The sequence below is a fragment of the Pseudomonadota bacterium genome (genome assembly GCA_039714795.1).
Classification (GTDB): Bacteria; Pseudomonadota; Alphaproteobacteria; order JAGOMX01; family JAGOMX01; genus JBDLIP01.
The window spans coordinates 1-16,289 of the sequence record JBDLIP010000035.1 but is presented as its reverse complement, the minus strand read 5'-3'; the positions used below and the strand labels follow the sequence as shown (position 1 = coordinate 16,289).

At 44.8% G+C, this 16,289-nt stretch carries 14 protein-coding genes; 5 read left to right on the top strand and 9 right to left on the bottom strand.

Annotated features, from left to right (window positions below):
• Window positions 1-116 precede the first annotated feature (116 nt).
• From ABFQ95_04045 to ABFQ95_04030, 4 genes are read right to left on the bottom strand one after another with little or no spacing between them, the layout of a single operon-like run.
• On the bottom strand, window positions 117-557 hold the full coding sequence (locus tag ABFQ95_04045) for a DoxX family protein (protein MEN8236697.1): 441 nt from the start codon (window positions 555-557) through the stop codon (window positions 117-119).
• 23 nt (window positions 558-580) lie between these two features.
• Window positions 581-1,357 carry a DNA-binding domain-containing protein gene (locus tag ABFQ95_04040; protein MEN8236696.1) on the bottom strand — a complete coding sequence of 259 codons (777 nt, stop codon included), beginning with the start codon at window positions 1,355-1,357 and terminating at the stop codon, window positions 581-583.
• Window positions 1,341-2,210 carry a DUF692 domain-containing protein gene (locus tag ABFQ95_04035; protein MEN8236695.1) on the bottom strand — a complete coding sequence of 290 codons (870 nt, stop codon included), beginning with the start codon at window positions 2,208-2,210 and terminating at the stop codon, window positions 1,341-1,343. Before ABFQ95_04035 ends, ABFQ95_04040 begins: the two co-directional genes overlap by 17 nt.
• 15 nt (window positions 2,211-2,225) lie before the next feature.
• Window positions 2,226-2,507: a DUF2282 domain-containing protein gene (locus tag ABFQ95_04030; GenBank protein MEN8236694.1), complete on the bottom strand. Its 282-nt coding sequence runs from the start codon at window positions 2,505-2,507 to the stop codon at window positions 2,226-2,228.
• Between the two features lie 193 nt (window positions 2,508-2,700).
• Between ABFQ95_04030 and ABFQ95_04025 the strand changes: the two genes are divergently transcribed.
• The gene (locus ABFQ95_04025) at window positions 2,701-4,023 is read left to right on the top strand and encodes a TIGR00366 family protein (protein ID MEN8236693.1); all 1,323 of its coding nucleotides are present in this window, start codon (window positions 2,701-2,703) and stop codon (window positions 4,021-4,023) included.
• A 502-nt stretch (window positions 4,024-4,525) separates the two neighbouring features.
• Window positions 4,526-4,837 (top strand): single-stranded DNA-binding protein, encoded by a 312-nt coding sequence (locus ABFQ95_04020; protein MEN8236692.1) that lies wholly within the window; start codon window positions 4,526-4,528, stop codon window positions 4,835-4,837.
• 220 nt (window positions 4,838-5,057) lie between these two features.
• Here ABFQ95_04020 and ABFQ95_04015 read toward each other — a convergent pair whose 3' ends face one another.
• Window positions 5,058-6,380: an ATP-binding protein gene (locus ABFQ95_04015; protein ID MEN8236691.1), complete on the bottom strand. Its 1,323-nt coding sequence runs from the start codon at window positions 6,378-6,380 to the stop codon at window positions 5,058-5,060.
• Between the two features lie 236 nt (window positions 6,381-6,616).
• Between ABFQ95_04015 and ABFQ95_04010 the strand changes: the two genes are divergently transcribed.
• The 3 genes from ABFQ95_04010 to rnr all read left to right on the top strand — a co-directional run bounded on the left by ABFQ95_04010 (window position 6,617) and on the right by rnr (window position 10,425).
• Window positions 6,617-7,771, top strand: a complete 1,155-nt coding sequence (locus ABFQ95_04010; protein ID MEN8236690.1) for an AAA family ATPase — start codon at window positions 6,617-6,619, stop codon at window positions 7,769-7,771.
• A gap of 210 nt (window positions 7,772-7,981) precedes the next feature.
• Entirely contained in the window at window positions 7,982-8,164 is a 183-nt protein-coding gene (locus tag ABFQ95_04005) for a hypothetical protein (GenBank protein MEN8236689.1), read from the top strand.
• 107 nt (window positions 8,165-8,271) lie between these two features.
• On the top strand, window positions 8,272-10,425 hold the full coding sequence (rnr, locus tag ABFQ95_04000) for a ribonuclease R (protein ID MEN8236688.1): 2,154 nt from the start codon (window positions 8,272-8,274) through the stop codon (window positions 10,423-10,425).
• A gap of 91 nt (window positions 10,426-10,516) precedes the next feature.
• Here rnr and ABFQ95_03995 read toward each other — a convergent pair whose 3' ends face one another.
• From ABFQ95_03995 to gatC, 4 genes are all read right to left on the bottom strand, one after another.
• Entirely contained in the window at window positions 10,517-12,583 is a 2,067-nt protein-coding gene (locus ABFQ95_03995) for a peroxidase family protein (protein MEN8236687.1), read from the bottom strand.
• A gap of 217 nt (window positions 12,584-12,800) precedes the next feature.
• Window positions 12,801-14,288 (bottom strand): Asp-tRNA(Asn)/Glu-tRNA(Gln) amidotransferase subunit GatB, encoded by a 1,488-nt coding sequence (gene gatB / locus ABFQ95_03990; protein MEN8236686.1) that lies wholly within the window; start codon window positions 14,286-14,288, stop codon window positions 12,801-12,803.
• Complete coding sequence (gene gatA / locus ABFQ95_03985; GenBank protein MEN8236685.1) at window positions 14,285-15,760, bottom strand: Asp-tRNA(Asn)/Glu-tRNA(Gln) amidotransferase subunit GatA; 1,476 nt, start codon at window positions 15,758-15,760, stop codon at window positions 14,285-14,287. Before gatA ends, gatB begins: the two co-directional genes overlap by 4 nt.
• A 7-nt stretch (window positions 15,761-15,767) precedes the next feature.
• Complete coding sequence (gene gatC / locus ABFQ95_03980; protein MEN8236684.1) at window positions 15,768-16,055, bottom strand: Asp-tRNA(Asn)/Glu-tRNA(Gln) amidotransferase subunit GatC; 288 nt, start codon at window positions 16,053-16,055, stop codon at window positions 15,768-15,770.
• Window positions 16,056-16,289 lie beyond the last annotated feature (234 nt).

Genomic DNA, 16,289 nt, shown 5'->3' with positions numbered 1-16,289 from the left:
AATTTGTGAAACGCGATACGGACATGTCAGAATGTTGGTAGCTAAGTTAGTTTGAGGTGTCTATGCCACGCATGGCGCGGAATTGGGTTGCTGTTCAGTAAGACCAACAACTAAGGCTACCGCTTACACCACCGTGTTGCGACCCAATAGTCAAGCGAGAGCGCCCCTGGACCTTTCAATACCAATAGGCTCAGCAACATCATCCAGTAGTAGTGCTCAGCTAAATCACGATACGTCAGCTGTATAACTATCACCATGACTAACATCGGCAGCGCTGCTAATCGGGTTGCCAGTCCAACTGCTAAGAAAACTGGTGCGATTAGCTCAATGCTCATACTTAAAAAAGCAGCAGCCTCTGGTGTGAAAAAGGGTGTCTTGTATTCAAAACGGAACAAAGAAACTGTGGTTTGCCAACTACCCCATTTGACCATCCCTGATTTGAAAAAAATTCTGGCCATCCAAAAACGAATGAACAAAAACAGTAACGGTGCCAAAGCAGCTTCGAAAAAACTTATTGTCCTACAATAATAAGAGGATATCTTGTGGGTTAATTTCATATCTCCACTCCATATTTTATAATTTATAATTTCTTTTGCTTAATACTCAGGAAATAACGGTTGTTGAGACACGTCACCAACATGCCTTGCAAATCAAAACCTGAATCGATTTTGCTAGCCTGAACATATGCCCGCTCGAAGGTATTGCCAGCATACAGAGCTTGCAAAAATTCGTAAGCTGCCGGATCCAGCCAATACACCTGCGTTGCCCATTCTGGGCGGATTACCAGCACCTGATCCCCGCCTGCGCCCATATTCACTGTATCTTCCCGTTCACCAGAAGCCAGTTCCCAAATCTCGCGCAATGGAAATTTAGATTGCAAAAAGTATGTGGCAGGTGGGAATTGGACTTGCAACAAAGGAATCTGCTCGGCATCAACCGCTTGCAAATTAACGGATACACCCTCGGGTGCGTCTTCAGCGTAGTATGCCTCATTCAGCAACCACTCAAGCCGTGCAACATCTGACAAATATGGGTAATCTTCAAGCTGTGGAATCTGGGCAACAAAGCCGGCAAACTCCCGACCATACTCCAAAAGACAACCACTTTGAGGCGGATGTTCTGAGATAAAGCGGTAAGCCAGTGCTTTAAAGCACTCTTTGCCAACAAGAGCCTGCACTCTTGCAAAAGTCTCAGTCAATACCTCATGCAGCAGCACGTAGACATTGCCCCGGTAAACAGCCAGCCGTTCTGTTGCTGTAATTTCAGCTGTGCTGACCACAAAAGGTTCAACTTTCTCCATATCTCGCGCACGCAAGCAATCGTGAAATGTTCGTTGCAATTCAGCCAGCGAGGACATTAGTTCCCTCCCCTGCCCTTTGCAAAACCAAATTTGCCGAATGCGCTTCTCCCACTAAAGTATCGAGAGAGGGCACATCGGTGTCCCATTCAATCATTGTGGGCGTCACACCAAAACGCTTAATCGCCTGCTGATACAGATCCCATACTGCATCACAAACTTTTGATCCATGATCATCAATACGCAAAATATGTGCGCCAACCACGCGCTCGGCATGGCCTGCAAGGTGGATCTCGCTTACGCAATCAGCCGGAACACTCCGCAGATATGCAGCTGCATCCCATTGATGATTGCAACAAGAGACATAAATGTTATTAACGTCTAACAGCAATTTGCAACCAGTCCGTTGGATGGCCTGGGCCAGAAAATCCGGCTCGGCAATGGTGGAATCTTTAAAAGTCACATAAGTCGACGGGTTTTCGATCAAGATTTGCCGCCTTAGCACCTCTTGGGTTTGCTCAATGTGATCGCATAAGGTTTGTAAGGTCTCTGGAGTATAAGGAATCGGCAGCAGATCATTTAAGTAGGAACCTGCAAAACGACTCCAGGCCAAATGCTCAGACACCAAAATAGGCTCTATCCAATCAATCAGCTTTTTCAAACCTTGCAGATGTTCCTGGCATAGTGGTTCAGCAGATCCAAGAGAAAGACTGACCCCATGCACACTGACGGGATAGTTTTGCCTGATGTCTTCTAACTGCTTTAAGGATACACCACCTTTGGACATGTAATTTTCACTGTGCACTTCAAACCAATCAATTGATGGTTTGCTCTGCATAATGTCCCTGAAATGTTTGTGTTTAAAATAAACCCCCGCCCCCAGATTTGCAGGCGAGGATTTAAAATAAGTCATTGTCATTGTGGGAAATTATTCCTGTTCGGCGGTGAGGCTTCCACCAACAATTTTATCACACACACCCTGTGGTACATATATCCAAGCATTTGGATCACTATCTACGGTGGCTGTGCCTTGACAAGAGGTACCAGCCTCAGATGAAGCACAGTCATTCTTGCCAGCTTTGGCGATTCCGTAGCATTTTTCACCTTTAGCAGCTGCACCAGCACCATTGTCCTTTTTTCCCATATCACAACCAGAAAGCGCAAAAGCACTCACCATTGCAGCAGATAGATAAAGATTTGATTTTTTCATCAGTTCGTCTCCCTGTATTCTTTTTGGTTTATTGATCAATGAACAAATATTATTTTAGCATTTGATTCTGGTGATAACAAGAGTCGTGTCGGGCATGTCGGGCATTGAAAGTTTAAACCATGACAAATTTTACTAAAATTTTAGGAATTGTTTCATAAACTGTAGATTAAGCTTTACAACAGGAGAACCCAATATGTTCCAAGCTTCTGCAAGTTTCTTTGACCGGCTAATGCGCCGGTACACCCCTGACCCATTCCTACTCGCTCTGCTGTTAACTCTCACCTTGTTTGTTATGGGGATTACCTTCACCAGTGCCAGCACTAAAGACATGGTGCTTTATTGGGGTGATGGTTTTTGGAATCTAACCTCTTTTACTTTACAAATGGTCATGATTTTGGTGGGAGGTTATGTGGTTGCCCTAGCGCCACCTGTCAACCGTGTCCTTTGTACCGTTGCCAAATGTGTAAAAACCCCTGGACAAGCAATCGTCGTTGTGACCTTGGGCGCACTGACTGCATCGGTGATCAACTGGGGTTTGGGTTTAGTTGTTGGCGGTCTGCTATGCCGTGAGATCATAAAAACTGTTCCAGCAGCAAATTTCAGACTGATGGTGGCAAGTGCTTACAGCGGCTTTCTCGTCTGGCATGGAGGGATTTCCGCCTCAATTCCTCTGGTGATTGCCACACCTGGTAATTTTTCAGAAAAATTAATTGGCCATACAATCCCTGTCAGCCAAACACTTCTCTCTCCATTTAATTTGGTTGCCGTAATTGGCCTGTTCATCCTTTTGCCGATAACCAATTGGTTCATGGGAAAAAATGCAATATCCCAAGAAAAAGTACACATTGAAGATGCTACAGAACAGCAGAAAACAACAACGCCTTCGACCTTTAGCTATCCAGCCGACCTTTTGGAAAACAGCCGTCTGGTCTCAATAGTTGCGGCTCTTATGGGTTTTTCCTACATTGCCTTTCGTATCGCTGACAAAAAATTTACCTTTGATCTTAATGATCTGAATTTTATTTTTCTCTTTTTGGCGATTTTACTGCACGGCCACCCTCGTTCATTCATTGATGCTATTTCAGAGGCGGCCAAACGCGTTGGTCCCATTTTACTCCAATTCCCCTTTTATGCAGGAATTATGGGGATGATGACATCCTCGAAACTGGCCGAGATGATCTCGAGTGCATTTGTAAAAATTGCCACACCTGAAACCTTTCCCTTGCTTGCCTTCTACAGCGCAGGTCTGGTCAACCTATTTGTTCCCTCAGGCGGCGGGCAATGGGCGGTGCAAGCCCCAATCATGGTCGATGCAGCCAAAGACTTGGGAGTAAGTCTGCCACAAACAGCCATGGCCGTTGCGTGGGGTGATGCTTGGACTAATATGCTACAACCGTTTTGGGCTCTGCCCCTGCTAGCCATTGCTGGATTGAATCTACGCGATATTATGGGATACTGTGTAACAATCCTGGTTGTATCAGGTGCTTTTTTGTCCGTGCTATTTTTGATTTTATAAGATTTTTGGCTGATATTCTGTATGCTTGAAATTGTGATGTTTAACGATAACCTATGCATATCATGCATAACATTCCCCAACGAATTACATAGAAATTAAATTAAATTTACTGTTGCTTCATCAAGAAATTTGCGCTAACCTATCTCTTAAGTCGTGACGCGACGGGTGTTGACCCACCCACAGCGCCACTCACCATGATCGATCTAACAATAGGAGATCAACCAATGGCTGACGCCAGCATACTATATCTCGTCCCTATTTACCACCAAAAGCGCTGCTGTGTACCACAAGTTTGCTTATTTCGCGTATTCTTGTGGCAAAAGTCTGCGGCGCAGACGGTGGCCTCCCAGGACTTGAGTATTTATGTAGCTATGGCATTGGGGTGCGTGGTGCTTTTCGTTACGGCCAGTCCCGGGGAACAGTTGCTCCCCGGGGCGTTTATAAATAGCGTTTATAAAGAGTGTTTATGACAATAAAGCCCTAAAGAGAAGGAGAAAGAACCATGCTTTTACTAAATCGTGTGAATTTGATTGGCAAAATAGCAGACGATCCACGTGTTTATTTCACGCCTAACCACATTCGCATCATGAGTTTTGAGCTTGTAACCGAATCAGACAAAAGCCTTTCCAGACCGCATCACGTGGTTATTGAGGACCCATTGATCATCGAGTATGCTCATACATACTTATTTGCAGGTTCTGTTGTATGGGTTGAAGGACAGCTTGAGTATTTTTGCAATGCTCATGACAATAGCAAAGACGTTTGGATTGTTGTGTCTAGAAAGTATGGAAGATTGCATCCCCTCATGCAGTAACTCAACCATATGACGACTGGATGGATTTCACTGAACAATCTATAAGATTAACTGCCGTAGTCAATAAATGCTGCCGATGCTTCAGCTAACCTATCCCCGTACTTTGTGCATATTTGACGTTGGCAGTTTGATCACCAGCAGGAGCTGAATGATTACATTCTTGTTTGGAAATATCCCGGGGTTTGAGGTAGGACCTCAGACCACCACCCTGGGCTTTTCGTTACAATTTTGAAATAAACGGGAATATTTTATCCAATTGTGCAAGAGGGATAAAATGGACATCGACATTTTCAATTCGTTCAACAGCAATCAAGTTTTTTGTTACCATCAGGGCGTTTTTGGGCTGGTAAGCTTGCAAAAAAGAACGATAGCCTCGGCTAATTCTCGGGGCAATTAGATTACTATATTTCACCTCAACAGGAAGAATTGACTGGTCATTCCTGTAAACCACAAAGTCAACTTTAGCTCCAGATTTTGTGCGCCAATAATGGATAGAATAATTTAAGAAGGTTTGGGTTATAAATTTATATAGTTCTTGAAAAACAAGACCTTCAACCAGAAGACCTAAATCAGCTCTATAGGTGGGGTCACTGAAATTCCTCAAGGCATAATTCCTAAATCCGTTGTCGAGAAAATAAAAAATTGGATTGCTCGTCAATTCCGTCCGTTTATTACCCACAAATGGCGTCACATTTGCGATAACATAAGTCTGTTGCGCAACAGCTAAGTAATGTTTGACAGTTGAAACGCTCACCTGACAATCGGCAGCCAATTGAGAATAATTGACCAGTTGGCCACTGCTATGAGCAACTAGTCCGAGTAACTTGAGAAAAATATCCGGTTGTCCCAATTTGAGGATTTCGATAATATCCTTTGTCACATAATCTTGATAGAGTTGTCCCAATAATAATTCCTGCATACTGGAATCCACAATTTGGGGATAGGCCCCATAAACAAGAAGTTGTTCTAGGTGAGCAGCCGCACCCCACTCTCTGAAACTGAGCGGTAAAACCAGTGAAGAAAAATGGCGCCCTGTTAAATGCTCCTGGATCTTGCTTTTGAGCTCAATTTGGGATGAACCGGAAGCCAGCATTTTAATCGGTAAATTTAGATCCGCTAGAGTTTTGAGCATAAGTCCAGGAGAATCCAATCTCTGCACCTCGTCTACGAAAACTATGGGATTCGTCAAGGTAAATTGCCGCATCGCTTCTTGGATAAAAAGGGGAGATTTTAGCCAAGTACGGACCTCCTCCAGATCACAATTCAAATATAAAAGTTCATTGAATCGGCCTTTTTTGAGAAGCTGATGGCACAAGAATTTTCCAAGAGTCGTCTTACCTGAACGCCGAGGCCCAATAAGGATCGTCCATAGACGATCCCATTCGGGTAGCATTAAGGTATCGAATTGTATGCGATTTCGGTAATGGGGAATTGTCAAAGCAGGATGATCTATAGTGGAGTTTGCATGAACGTTTTCTATAGACGATTTTCGAACCAACCACGGATTTTGTTGCTCAATCTCTTGAAGTAACCGCAATTTCATAAGTTTTTCCTTCTCTGTTTATCCCTACTTATCCTACTGTTAAATAATATTAGTAGGGATAATCATTGGAGTCAATGCTTTAGCTCTTTTTTCAAACCAGGCTTCATCCCCACGGGCCGTCATGACGGCCGCGTTGATTTCACTGAACAGCCCTGAGGTAGTATATAATAGCACCGTTGCTTATGGGAGACGAATATGATATTTTTGAGCCTATCAGGTTAAAATTTGGACTAAAAATGAACCTAGTACGTAGATTTTTTGAACTTCCGTCCCAAAGTTGCTTTATCTTTGGTCCCCGTGGTACAGGGAAATCTACGTGGCTTGCCACCCACCTTCCAGAGGCATACACCATTAATTTACTCAACGATCTAGCTTATCGTACATATCAGGCTCAACCTGAACGCCTCCTTGGTGTGGTAAGGGCTCAAAAAGATAAAAAAATTTTTATACTGGATGAGATTCAAAGAGTACCCACGTTGCTCAATAGTGTTCACCAACTCATCGAAGAAGATAAACAGCGACAATTTATTATGACAGGGTCAAGTGCGCGAAAACTAAAGCACACGGGCGTCAACCTACTTGCTGGTCGTGCGCTTGTGACCCATATGCACCCATTTATGGCCTCAGAGTTGGGCAAACGCTTTGCTCTAGACCAAACCCTTAAGACGGGAATGATTCCGCTCATTGTAGATGCGACAGACGACTCGAGAAAATCTTTAGAAGCATATTTAACCCTATATATTAGGGAAGAAGTGCAAATGGAAGGACTGGTACGTGGAATTGGAGGATTTGCCCGCTTTCTCGAGATGATCAGTTTTTCCCACGGATCTTTACTCAATGTAAGCAATATTGCAAGAGAAGCGCAGCTCAGCCGCAAAATGGTAGACAACTACATCAGTATTCTCGAGGATCTTCTTATAGCTTACCGCATTCCGGTATTTAATAAACGTGCAAAGCGCACGCCATCAGTTCATCCAAAATTTTACTTTTTTGATGTCGGTGTCTATCGTCGCTTGCGCCCTTCGCGCGTGTTAGATCAAAGGGAAGAAATATATGGTGCAGCCTTGGAAGGCCTTGTGGCACAGCATTTGAAAGCGTGGTGTGATTACAGTGGGGAACAAACAGAACTTTATTTTTGGCGAACTTCCTCAGGTGTAGAGGTCGATTTTATTCTGTATGGCGAAAAATATTTCTATGCGCTTGAAGTCAAGGCGGGAGCGAATATTCATGCAACTGATCTGCGCTCTCTTAAGACATTCCACGCAGACTATCCAGAGTGTACACCTGTAGCGCTTTATGGAGGAAATGATCGTGTGGAAATTGATGGCATTCTATGCTTGCCTGTAGAAAATTTCTTGCGGCAACTAAGACCTAAGCAATGGCCTGAATAATTTTTTCCAGCAAAGACTTGACAGCAACAGACAATCAGAAGATCCTATTTTAAGATTCTATACTGAAGTGAAATCAAAAATTCCAAAAATCCTCTAAAAGATGTGCTATATCATGAAAAAAATCGGCATGGTTCAAATTGGGAATGACACGTCGGAACGTAACCCCAATTTGAACCATGCCTAATTCTAAAGTCATATATGACGGCTGATATGACGGCTGAAACGGATAAAAGTGCTTCTTATCCAGAACTAATGATTCTCATCATTGCTTTTGCCTTTTCTCTGCTGCAATTCAATGGTATTGCTAAGATATTAAGTCCAATTTTGGAAGTCCGCTATCCAGGCCTTATTTTGCTGATGATCGTAAATATCACAACGCGCTTGGTTCGATGACTTGGGGTAGACAAATATTTTAAGAAGGCTCTTGCTATGCGCAGCATAAAAAACAATGATCACAATCGATGCACCCCCGGCAAAAGAACCCTTGAGCTAACTTCTAAATGACGGCGTGCACACCCTTGACCTCTAATACCCCCTCACCCTCCATTCCCTCAAAAGCTGAACTTTTGGAGTACGTTGATACGCAACCACATCCGGTGAGCCTACGTGACTTGGTACGTGACCTTGAAATAGAAAAAAGTCAACACATACAAGTAATAAATGTCTTGAAAGAGCTAATGGCAGAAGGAAAGCTAACTCATCAAGGTGAATTACTACACAAGGTGGATAATTCAACCATCAATGTTGTTGAGGTTACAGGATTTAACCTGCAAGGATTTCCCTCAGTTCGCCTTGCACATTGGTCAGGCGAAAGCAAAGCCCCCTCTGTTACCTTGAAGGGCTTTTTAGAAACACACAACCAAAAACTTCCGGTAATCAACATCGGAGATCGTTTATTGGTGCGTCTTAAAAAGACTGGACGCTACTCATATGAAGGACTCATCGTCCGGGTTATTTCCAGCCCTCAAGCGCAACAACTGGTTGGAAGATTCATTAAAACCTCGCAAGGCGGGCTGATTGAACCCGGCACCCTGCAATTTAGATCCTCGGTACCAGTCAACCACGCAAGCCTAAAGCTGGCAAAATCTGGAGATATCGTTGTTGCTGGTTTCAAAGCACGACATGGCTGTCGCCGTGGAATTGCTTATATTAAACACAACCTTGGGTCTATCGATGATCCTGGCACCATCAGCCAAATGGCGCTATATGAGCATGCACTGCCCCATAATTTTAGTACCCAAGCCGTCAGGCAAGCCGAAAGTGCCCGATTACCAGAACTTGGTGACCGACAGGATCTACGCCAGATTCCACTGGTAACCATTGATGGAGAAGACGCACGCGATTTCGACGATGCGGTCTGGGCAGAACCTGACACAGATCCAAATAATCCTGGTGGTTGGCATGCATTGGTGGCTATTGCTGATGTTAGTTATTACGTGCGCGATGGCGACCCCCTGGATCAAGAGGCACAAAAGCGGTGCAATTCAGTATATTTTCCTGACCGGGTTGTACCAATGCTACCTGAGGCACTCTCCAACGAAATGTGCTCTCTTAAACCCGATGTAGAGCGCGCCTGCCTTGCTGTGCACATGTGGTTTGATGCCCATGGCAATAGATTGAAACATCAATTCGTCCGCGGCCTTATGCGCTCAGCGGCACGCCTTACTTATAGTCAAGTTCAGACTGCACGCGATACCCAAGACACAAAACTAGCCCCCTATATTGACCCATTATATGGCGTCTTTGCTGCTCTACGTTCTGCTAGACAACGACGAGGTACTTTAGATTTCGATCGGGTTGAAACCCGCATCCTTGTCGATGAGAAAGGGCAAATCCAAAAGCTTGCTCCTCAGCCCAGTCTTGACAGTCACAAGTTGATTGAAGAATTGATGATCGCTTCCAATGTCGCAGCAGCCACCACCCTTGAACAAACTCGATTACCATGTATGTATCGAACTCATGATAAGCCCGACGCTCTAAAACTCATCGATACACTTCCTTTTTTGAAAAGCATAGGCATTAAAATTGCTCAAGGACCTATACAATCAGCAGCCACACTCGGCAGGATCCTCAAGCAGTGTGCAGCAACGAAATGGGCTCCGACGGTCAGTGATCTTTTGTTGCGTAGCATGGCTCAAGCCCGATACAATACGAAAAATAATGGTCACTATGGCTTGCAACTTAAACGCTATTGTCATTTTACCTCACCGATCCGACGGTATGCTGATTTATTGGTGCATCGCGCCCTAATCAAGCATATTGAATCAGACCCTGAACCCATTGCTTCTGAAACTTGGAAAGAGTTGGGAGTACGTCTTTCAGAAACCGAACGTAAAGCAGACAAGGCTTCTCGTGTCACCAACGACCGATTTGTAGCACGCCACCTCAAAGATCGTGTGGGCGATACATTCAACGCCCGCATCAACAGCGTCACCAATTTCGGAATCTTTATCACCGAAGAAAACACCGGCGCTGAAGGCTTAATTCATACCAACTCGCTCCCCAACGATTATTACGTCTTTGAGCCTCGGAGACATCAACTGATTGGCCGTAGTACACGTCAGCAGTTTACATTGGGAGACAAAATCACTGTCCGGCTTGAAAAGGCCGATGAATTGACTGGAAAATTAGAGTTTGGATTATTGGAAAAATAAGCGAACCGGGATCCAATTTTTTAGTTTTGAAGGAAAATAATTAGATCCCGGTTCGTAAGATTTTTCTGCTTAAGTTAGTGCCATTGCCCCTTTAAACCAATTCAACCGGCAATGCTGCGTCACCAAACTCAGATACCCCAGGAGCACCATAGATTGCCAGTGCTCCCCCACCTGAAAATTCAATCTGAAGATGCTGACCATGGCTGTGAAAATCTGCAGCATCATTGAGATCTTCCAGCTCCACATCCACGCTAACATCAAACTGCAAACTATCGCCTTGCCGGACGTTGAAATCACCGATCCTATCTTCACTACCATCTTCCAACATCAACTCACCGTCTTCGTTTTCAACAATGACAAACTGAAAGATGTCAGCTCCAGCACCACCATATAGGTGATCAGCACCGTCTCCTCCAATCAGCAAATCAGCCTCTCTACCACCATAAAGCCAATCACTATCTGCGCCGCCCTCGAGGATATCACTGCCACCGTCACCATAAAGGTGATCTTGTCCACCACCACCAAAGAGCTGATCATCACCTTTGTGGCCGAATAATGTATCATCGCCATTTTTGCCCATCATCAAATCACGATCCCCTGTGCCATGCATTGTATCATCACCATCTGTACCGCCGATGCGATCATAAGCAAAAAACACATTGTCTTGTATGTGCTCAATGCCAGTGTTGATTTCAATAATGTCGGAGAGCTGCATGCTCTCAACAAATTCGATTTGCTCTTCAGTCAAATGCGTTTTATAGAAAAAGCTGTCTCCATCACGCAGCCTTGTGAACTGATCAACCAAAATAGTGTGGAATAGTTCCCCTAACATCGAGCCTTCATGATGATCCTCGGCCAACCCTCCAACAAACACATCGATATTATCAACGCTTCCAAACAGTTCCTCAAGAGTATCTTGAATATCCTTATCTTTCGTAATATGGGAAAACTTCGTCACTGGATCCAGTCCATAGGCTTCTCTGGCAGAATTATAATCTGGCAATCCGTGATCACGACCACGTTGGATATTCAGTGCTGCTAGATCAAAACCCCCAGCTCCGGGAGGACCAAAGAGGAAATTACGTACATCATCGACCATCTGTAGATCGATCTCTTGACTTACATGTTCTGCCACACCCCGTAATGCCGCATCAACCCCTTCTGCATTAAGCATCAGATCGGGATGAAAAAAAGCATCTCGCAGTTGTAAGTTCCCTTGTTCAATTTCTGCACCATCTTCATCTATGCGATAAATAAGGGACGAAAGTTGGGAATGCCCAAAACGAAAAGCTGCGGTTGCAAAAATATTAGCAATCGAGGGATCAATATCTGCGTCATAGCCCTCATACTCGGCAATTGCATCTGCGCCAAGGAGAACTGGCAGATATTCATTGTAAGTAATCGATTGCAATTCCGCACCAACCAGCAGTTTAGCTTCTTGATAGAGTTTGTCACTATCCCAATCAGGATGTTGTTCAGCCAATTCATCAACCAAACGGTTATGTTCACGCACAAAAACAGTATGCATCGATGTTAATACAACGTTTTCATTGGCGCGTACATCACCTGCAAGGTAGAAATTCGGCATTGGACCTGGAGCATTATCAAATCCTTCCGTATTATAGGGCAAAAGGTCGCCATCTGTTGTTTTCATCTTGCCTGGCTCAACTGGATCGCGCAAAAAATCAGCACGCGCTTGATCAGAGCCATAGACATTTGATGCATCAATAAATGCCGTGATTTGATTGACTTGTTGTGCGGGCTCCTCCTCAGTCCCTGTTCCTTCAGCAAAGCCGGACCGGTCCAATGGAATTTGTTGAGTCCCTGTGAAAAACGGATCAAAATAAGGGTCACCCAATGGTACTTCAATGTTAAACATTTCGCCACCACCCATGGTCAAATCAATATCATGATCAATGAACTGCCCCCATACCCAAAGGAAATCACTTGCACCAGTAGAGTTAGCAATGTCCCCGTCTTGACTAAACAGCGCGTTGCTAATGACTCGAGCACTGGGCCTACCTACTCCACCAGGTTCTGATATCCCATCATCGTACCAAGTTTTTTCAGATTTGCGTAAAAACCACTCGTCTGTACTACCCCATTCAAAATTATCTTCATTATTGCCTGTACCATCAATAGTTCTATAATCACTCATAACAACCTCCATTGAAGTAAAAAATAATTTATATTTACAATTTTATTGTATCAATTGACTATTTAATATTTTGTTAATTTAACCTGAGTTTTGGATAAGAAGTGCTTTGATCCATCTCGGCCGTCATACCGGAAACAGATTCTGCCAAGCTTGGGTATATAATCCAAAGTTTAAAGCTCTGAAATCTGATTTCTGATTTCTGATCACTGATTTCTGATCAAGCAGCCCCCAGCTTCTGCTTTAAAATCTCATTCACCATTTTAGGATTGGCTTTTCCCGAGGTTGCCTTCATCACTTGGCCGACAAAAAAACCAAACAACTTGTCTTTGCCGGATTTGTACTGCTGCACCATATTGGCGTTATTGGCCAGCACCTCATCGATACATTGCGTTAAAGCAGCACTGTCACTCACCTGCTCAAGGCCCTTTTCCTTGACGATGTCACTGGGAGATTTTCCCGTTTCCCACATCTCAACAAACACATCCTTGGCAATTTTTCCTGAAATCGTCCCGCTCAAGATCAGATCAACCAATGCACCTAGTGCTGAAGTTGCCACTTTACTGTCTTGTATTGTAAGGCTGTCTCGGTTTAGGGCAGCAAACAACTCACCAGTCATCCAATTGGCAACAGTTTTAGCACTCTTACCGGGGTCTTTGCACGCGGCAACCGCTTGCTCAAAAAAATCGGCTACCTCCATTTCCTCAGTCAACACACCGGCATCATAGGCCGTTAGGCCAAAATCGGTGATGAATCTTTGCTTTTTGGTATCGGGTAACTCAGGTAACGCATCTTTAATCCGTTGTACCATCTCCTTGGTTAAATGCAGTGGCGGCAAGTCTGGATCTGGGAAATAGCGGTAGTCATGTGCTTCTTCTTTTGAGCGCATCGGACGAGTTTCTCCCTTGCCGGGATCAAACAATCTTGTTTCTTGTGTCACTTGTTTACCAGATTCAAGCACTGCCATTTGCCGTTTGATTTCATAATTAATCGCTTGGCCAACAAAGCGGATTGAGTTGACATTCTTGGTTTCAGTGCGGATACCCAATTTATCTCCGGGTCGGCGCAGGGAAACGTTCACGTCAGCGCGCATGCTCCCCTGTTCCATATTTCCGTCACAGGTGCCAAGGCACCGCACAAGGCCGCGCAGTTTTTTGAAAAAAGCCATTGCTTCCTCAGCGCTACGCATATCAGGTCTGGTTACGATTTCCATCAAGGCAACCCCGGAACGATTCAGATCAATATGTGATTTGCCGGGAGCTTGGTCATGCATGCTTTTACCAGCATCTTGTTCTAAGTGAATGCGCTCAATATCAATGCGTTTGGTGGTGCCATCTTTTAGGTCAATATCTAGATACCCTTCACCCACGATAGGGTGCTTGAATTGAGAGATCTGGTAGCCTGAAGGTAGATCAGGGTAAAAATAATTTTTTCGGTCAAAGATTGAGGTCATATTGATCTGCGCATGTAACCCCATACCAGTCTTGACGGCTTGCTCAACGCAAAACTCATTGATGACCGGCAACATGCCTGGAAAGCCAGCGTCCACGAACGAAACTTGACTATTAGGACTGGCGCCAAAATCGGTCGCAGCTCCTGAAAACAGCTTGGCTTTGGATGTAACTTGAGCGTGCACTTCAAGGCCAATCACCACTTCCCAAGGCCCCGTTTTGCCTTGGATCAAACATGCTTTAGATTTGTCACTCATGCTGGCACCTTTAGCTGTGGAAAGTTGGCGGCTTGCTCGATGATTTGTCCAAAATTGAACAAGATTTCCTCATGAAAGGCCGGAGCAATCAGCTGTAGCCCAAGGGGCAGCCCTTTTGCATCAAGTCCAGCGGGTACAGAAATTGCCGGCAAACCTGCAAGGTTGATGGGAACCGTTAGAACATCGTTCATGTACATCTCAATTGGATCGCTGGGAGGATTTTCCAAGGAAAAAGCAGGAGTTGGAGTTGAAGGTGTTAGCAGCACATCAACCTTAGCAAAGCACGTTTGAAAATCTTGCGTGATCAGGCGTCGAACTTTTTGCGCTTTTAGGTAATACGCGTCGTAATAACCTGCCGATAACACATAGGTTCCAATCATGATGCGCCGGCGTACTTCTTCGCCAAATCCCTCGCTGCGGGTGATTTCATAAAGGTCTTCCAAGGATTGCCCCTCAACGCGCCTGCCATAGCGAATCCCGTCATAACGCGCTAAGTTAGAAGAAGCTTCCGCTGGCGCTAAAATATAATAAGTTGGCAGCGCATATTTGGTGTGCGGCAGTGAAACTTCGACAATCTCAGCGCCAGCATCTTTCAGCCAAGCAACTCCCTGTTGCCAAAGCGCATCAATATCCGGATTAAGATTTTCATGTAAGTATTCTTTGGGAATTCCAACCTTAAGACCTTTAACATTGCCAGCAAGTGCCGCTTCGTAATTGGGAACCGGGCGATTGACAGAGGTGGCATCCTTGTAATCATGACTGGCCATGCTTTCCAAAAAGATGGCAGCATCGCGAACAGTTCGGGTCATGGGACCAGCTTGGTCAAGCGAAGACGCAAAAGCCACGATGCCAAAACGTGAACAGCGCCCATAGGTTGGCTTTAATCCCACAATACCGCAAAATGCAGCCGGCTGGCGAATAGAGCCGCCGGTATCAGTTCCAGTTGCCGCCAAGGCTGAGTAAGCGGCAACTGCTGCCGCCGATCCCCCTGATGATCCCCCAGGCACCACGTTTTGGCTTGGATCATTCTTGGGATGCCAAGGGCTTAACACAGGACCATAGGCACTGGTCAGGTTGGCCGAACCCATCGCGAATTCATCTAAGTTGGTTTTCCCCAGCATCACAGCGCCGTCGTTAAAAAGATTTTGCGTAACCGTTGACTCATAAGGCGGGATAAACTCATCAAGAATTTTAGAACCCGCCGTCGTCTTAAATCCTTCGGTGCAAAAAAGATCCTTAATGGCCAGCGGCAAGCCTTCCAAAGGCCTAGCATTACCTTCAGCTAGCCTCTGATCACTTTGCTTGGCCATGGCCAGAGCCTGCTCAGGAGTTTCAGTAATGTAGGCATTTAAATCCCTGGTATTTTCCATTTGGGTGATATACGCCTGTGTCAACTCAGTTGCAGACAGCTTTTTGGCTCTCAGCTGGTCACGAGCTTCAGATAGACTTAAGTTAAGAATGGCATTAGTCATGGGATAATTACTCGACAACTCGTGGAACAACAAACATGTTCGACTGCGCATCAGGCGCATTTTTCAGTATTGCATCGGCCACTTGGCCATCGTTAACTGCGTCCTGGCGCATCGGCATAGACTCAAGGTTTACACTGGTCATAGGTTCAACATCTTTGGCGTTTATTTCATCCAACTGCGCCACCCAGTCGAGGATGTGACTGAGATCTTGGCACAAGGGATCAATGTCATTGTCATTAACTTTCAGCTGCGCTAGGCGGGCAATCTTCTTGACTATTTCAGGGGTGAGAGTCATGAGTTGGGTTATCCTTTAAGCTATTATTTATGCTCTAAAAGTACATGTTTTTTTGGGGAAAATGCAAGAGGGATTCAGCAAGGATATTAGGAAAGAGCCGTGTGCTGGAAAAAGCAGCATGCACGGCTCTTAATAATATACCCAGGATGTTTCAAACTGTTGAATCCAGCCTCTGAAAATTATCATTGATCCGCCCAGTCATAGACATGGCAATTTTTGGCCAAGTAACATCAA

Coding starts and splice junctions, on each gene's coding strand:
- ABFQ95_04045 (MEN8236697.1), bottom strand. CDS start 557: ATGAAATTAACCCACAAGATATCCTCTTATTATTGTAGGACAATAAGT.
- ABFQ95_04040 (MEN8236696.1), bottom strand. CDS start 1,357: ATGTCCTCGCTGGCTGAATTGCAACGAACATTTCACGATTGCTTGCGT.
- ABFQ95_04035 (MEN8236695.1), bottom strand. CDS start 2,210: ATGACTTATTTTAAATCCTCGCCTGCAAATCTGGGGGCGGGGGTTTAT.
- ABFQ95_04030 (MEN8236694.1), bottom strand. CDS start 2,507: ATGAAAAAATCAAATCTTTATCTATCTGCTGCAATGGTGAGTGCTTTT.
- ABFQ95_04025 (MEN8236693.1), top strand. CDS start 2,701: ATGTTCCAAGCTTCTGCAAGTTTCTTTGACCGGCTAATGCGCCGGTAC.
- ABFQ95_04020 (MEN8236692.1), top strand. CDS start 4,526: ATGCTTTTACTAAATCGTGTGAATTTGATTGGCAAAATAGCAGACGAT.
- ABFQ95_04015 (MEN8236691.1), bottom strand. CDS start 6,380: ATGAAATTGCGGTTACTTCAAGAGATTGAGCAACAAAATCCGTGGTTG.
- ABFQ95_04010 (MEN8236690.1), top strand. CDS start 6,617: ATGAACCTAGTACGTAGATTTTTTGAACTTCCGTCCCAAAGTTGCTTT.
- ABFQ95_04005 (MEN8236689.1), top strand. CDS start 7,982: ATGACGGCTGAAACGGATAAAAGTGCTTCTTATCCAGAACTAATGATT.
- rnr (MEN8236688.1), top strand. CDS start 8,272: ATGACGGCGTGCACACCCTTGACCTCTAATACCCCCTCACCCTCCATT.
- ABFQ95_03995 (MEN8236687.1), bottom strand. CDS start 12,583: ATGAGTGATTATAGAACTATTGATGGTACAGGCAATAATGAAGATAAT.
- gatB (MEN8236686.1), bottom strand. CDS start 14,288: ATGAGTGACAAATCTAAAGCATGTTTGATCCAAGGCAAAACGGGGCCT.
- gatA (MEN8236685.1), bottom strand. CDS start 15,760: ATGACTAATGCCATTCTTAACTTAAGTCTATCTGAAGCTCGTGACCAG.
- gatC (MEN8236684.1), bottom strand. CDS start 16,055: ATGACTCTCACCCCTGAAATAGTCAAGAAGATTGCCCGCCTAGCGCAG.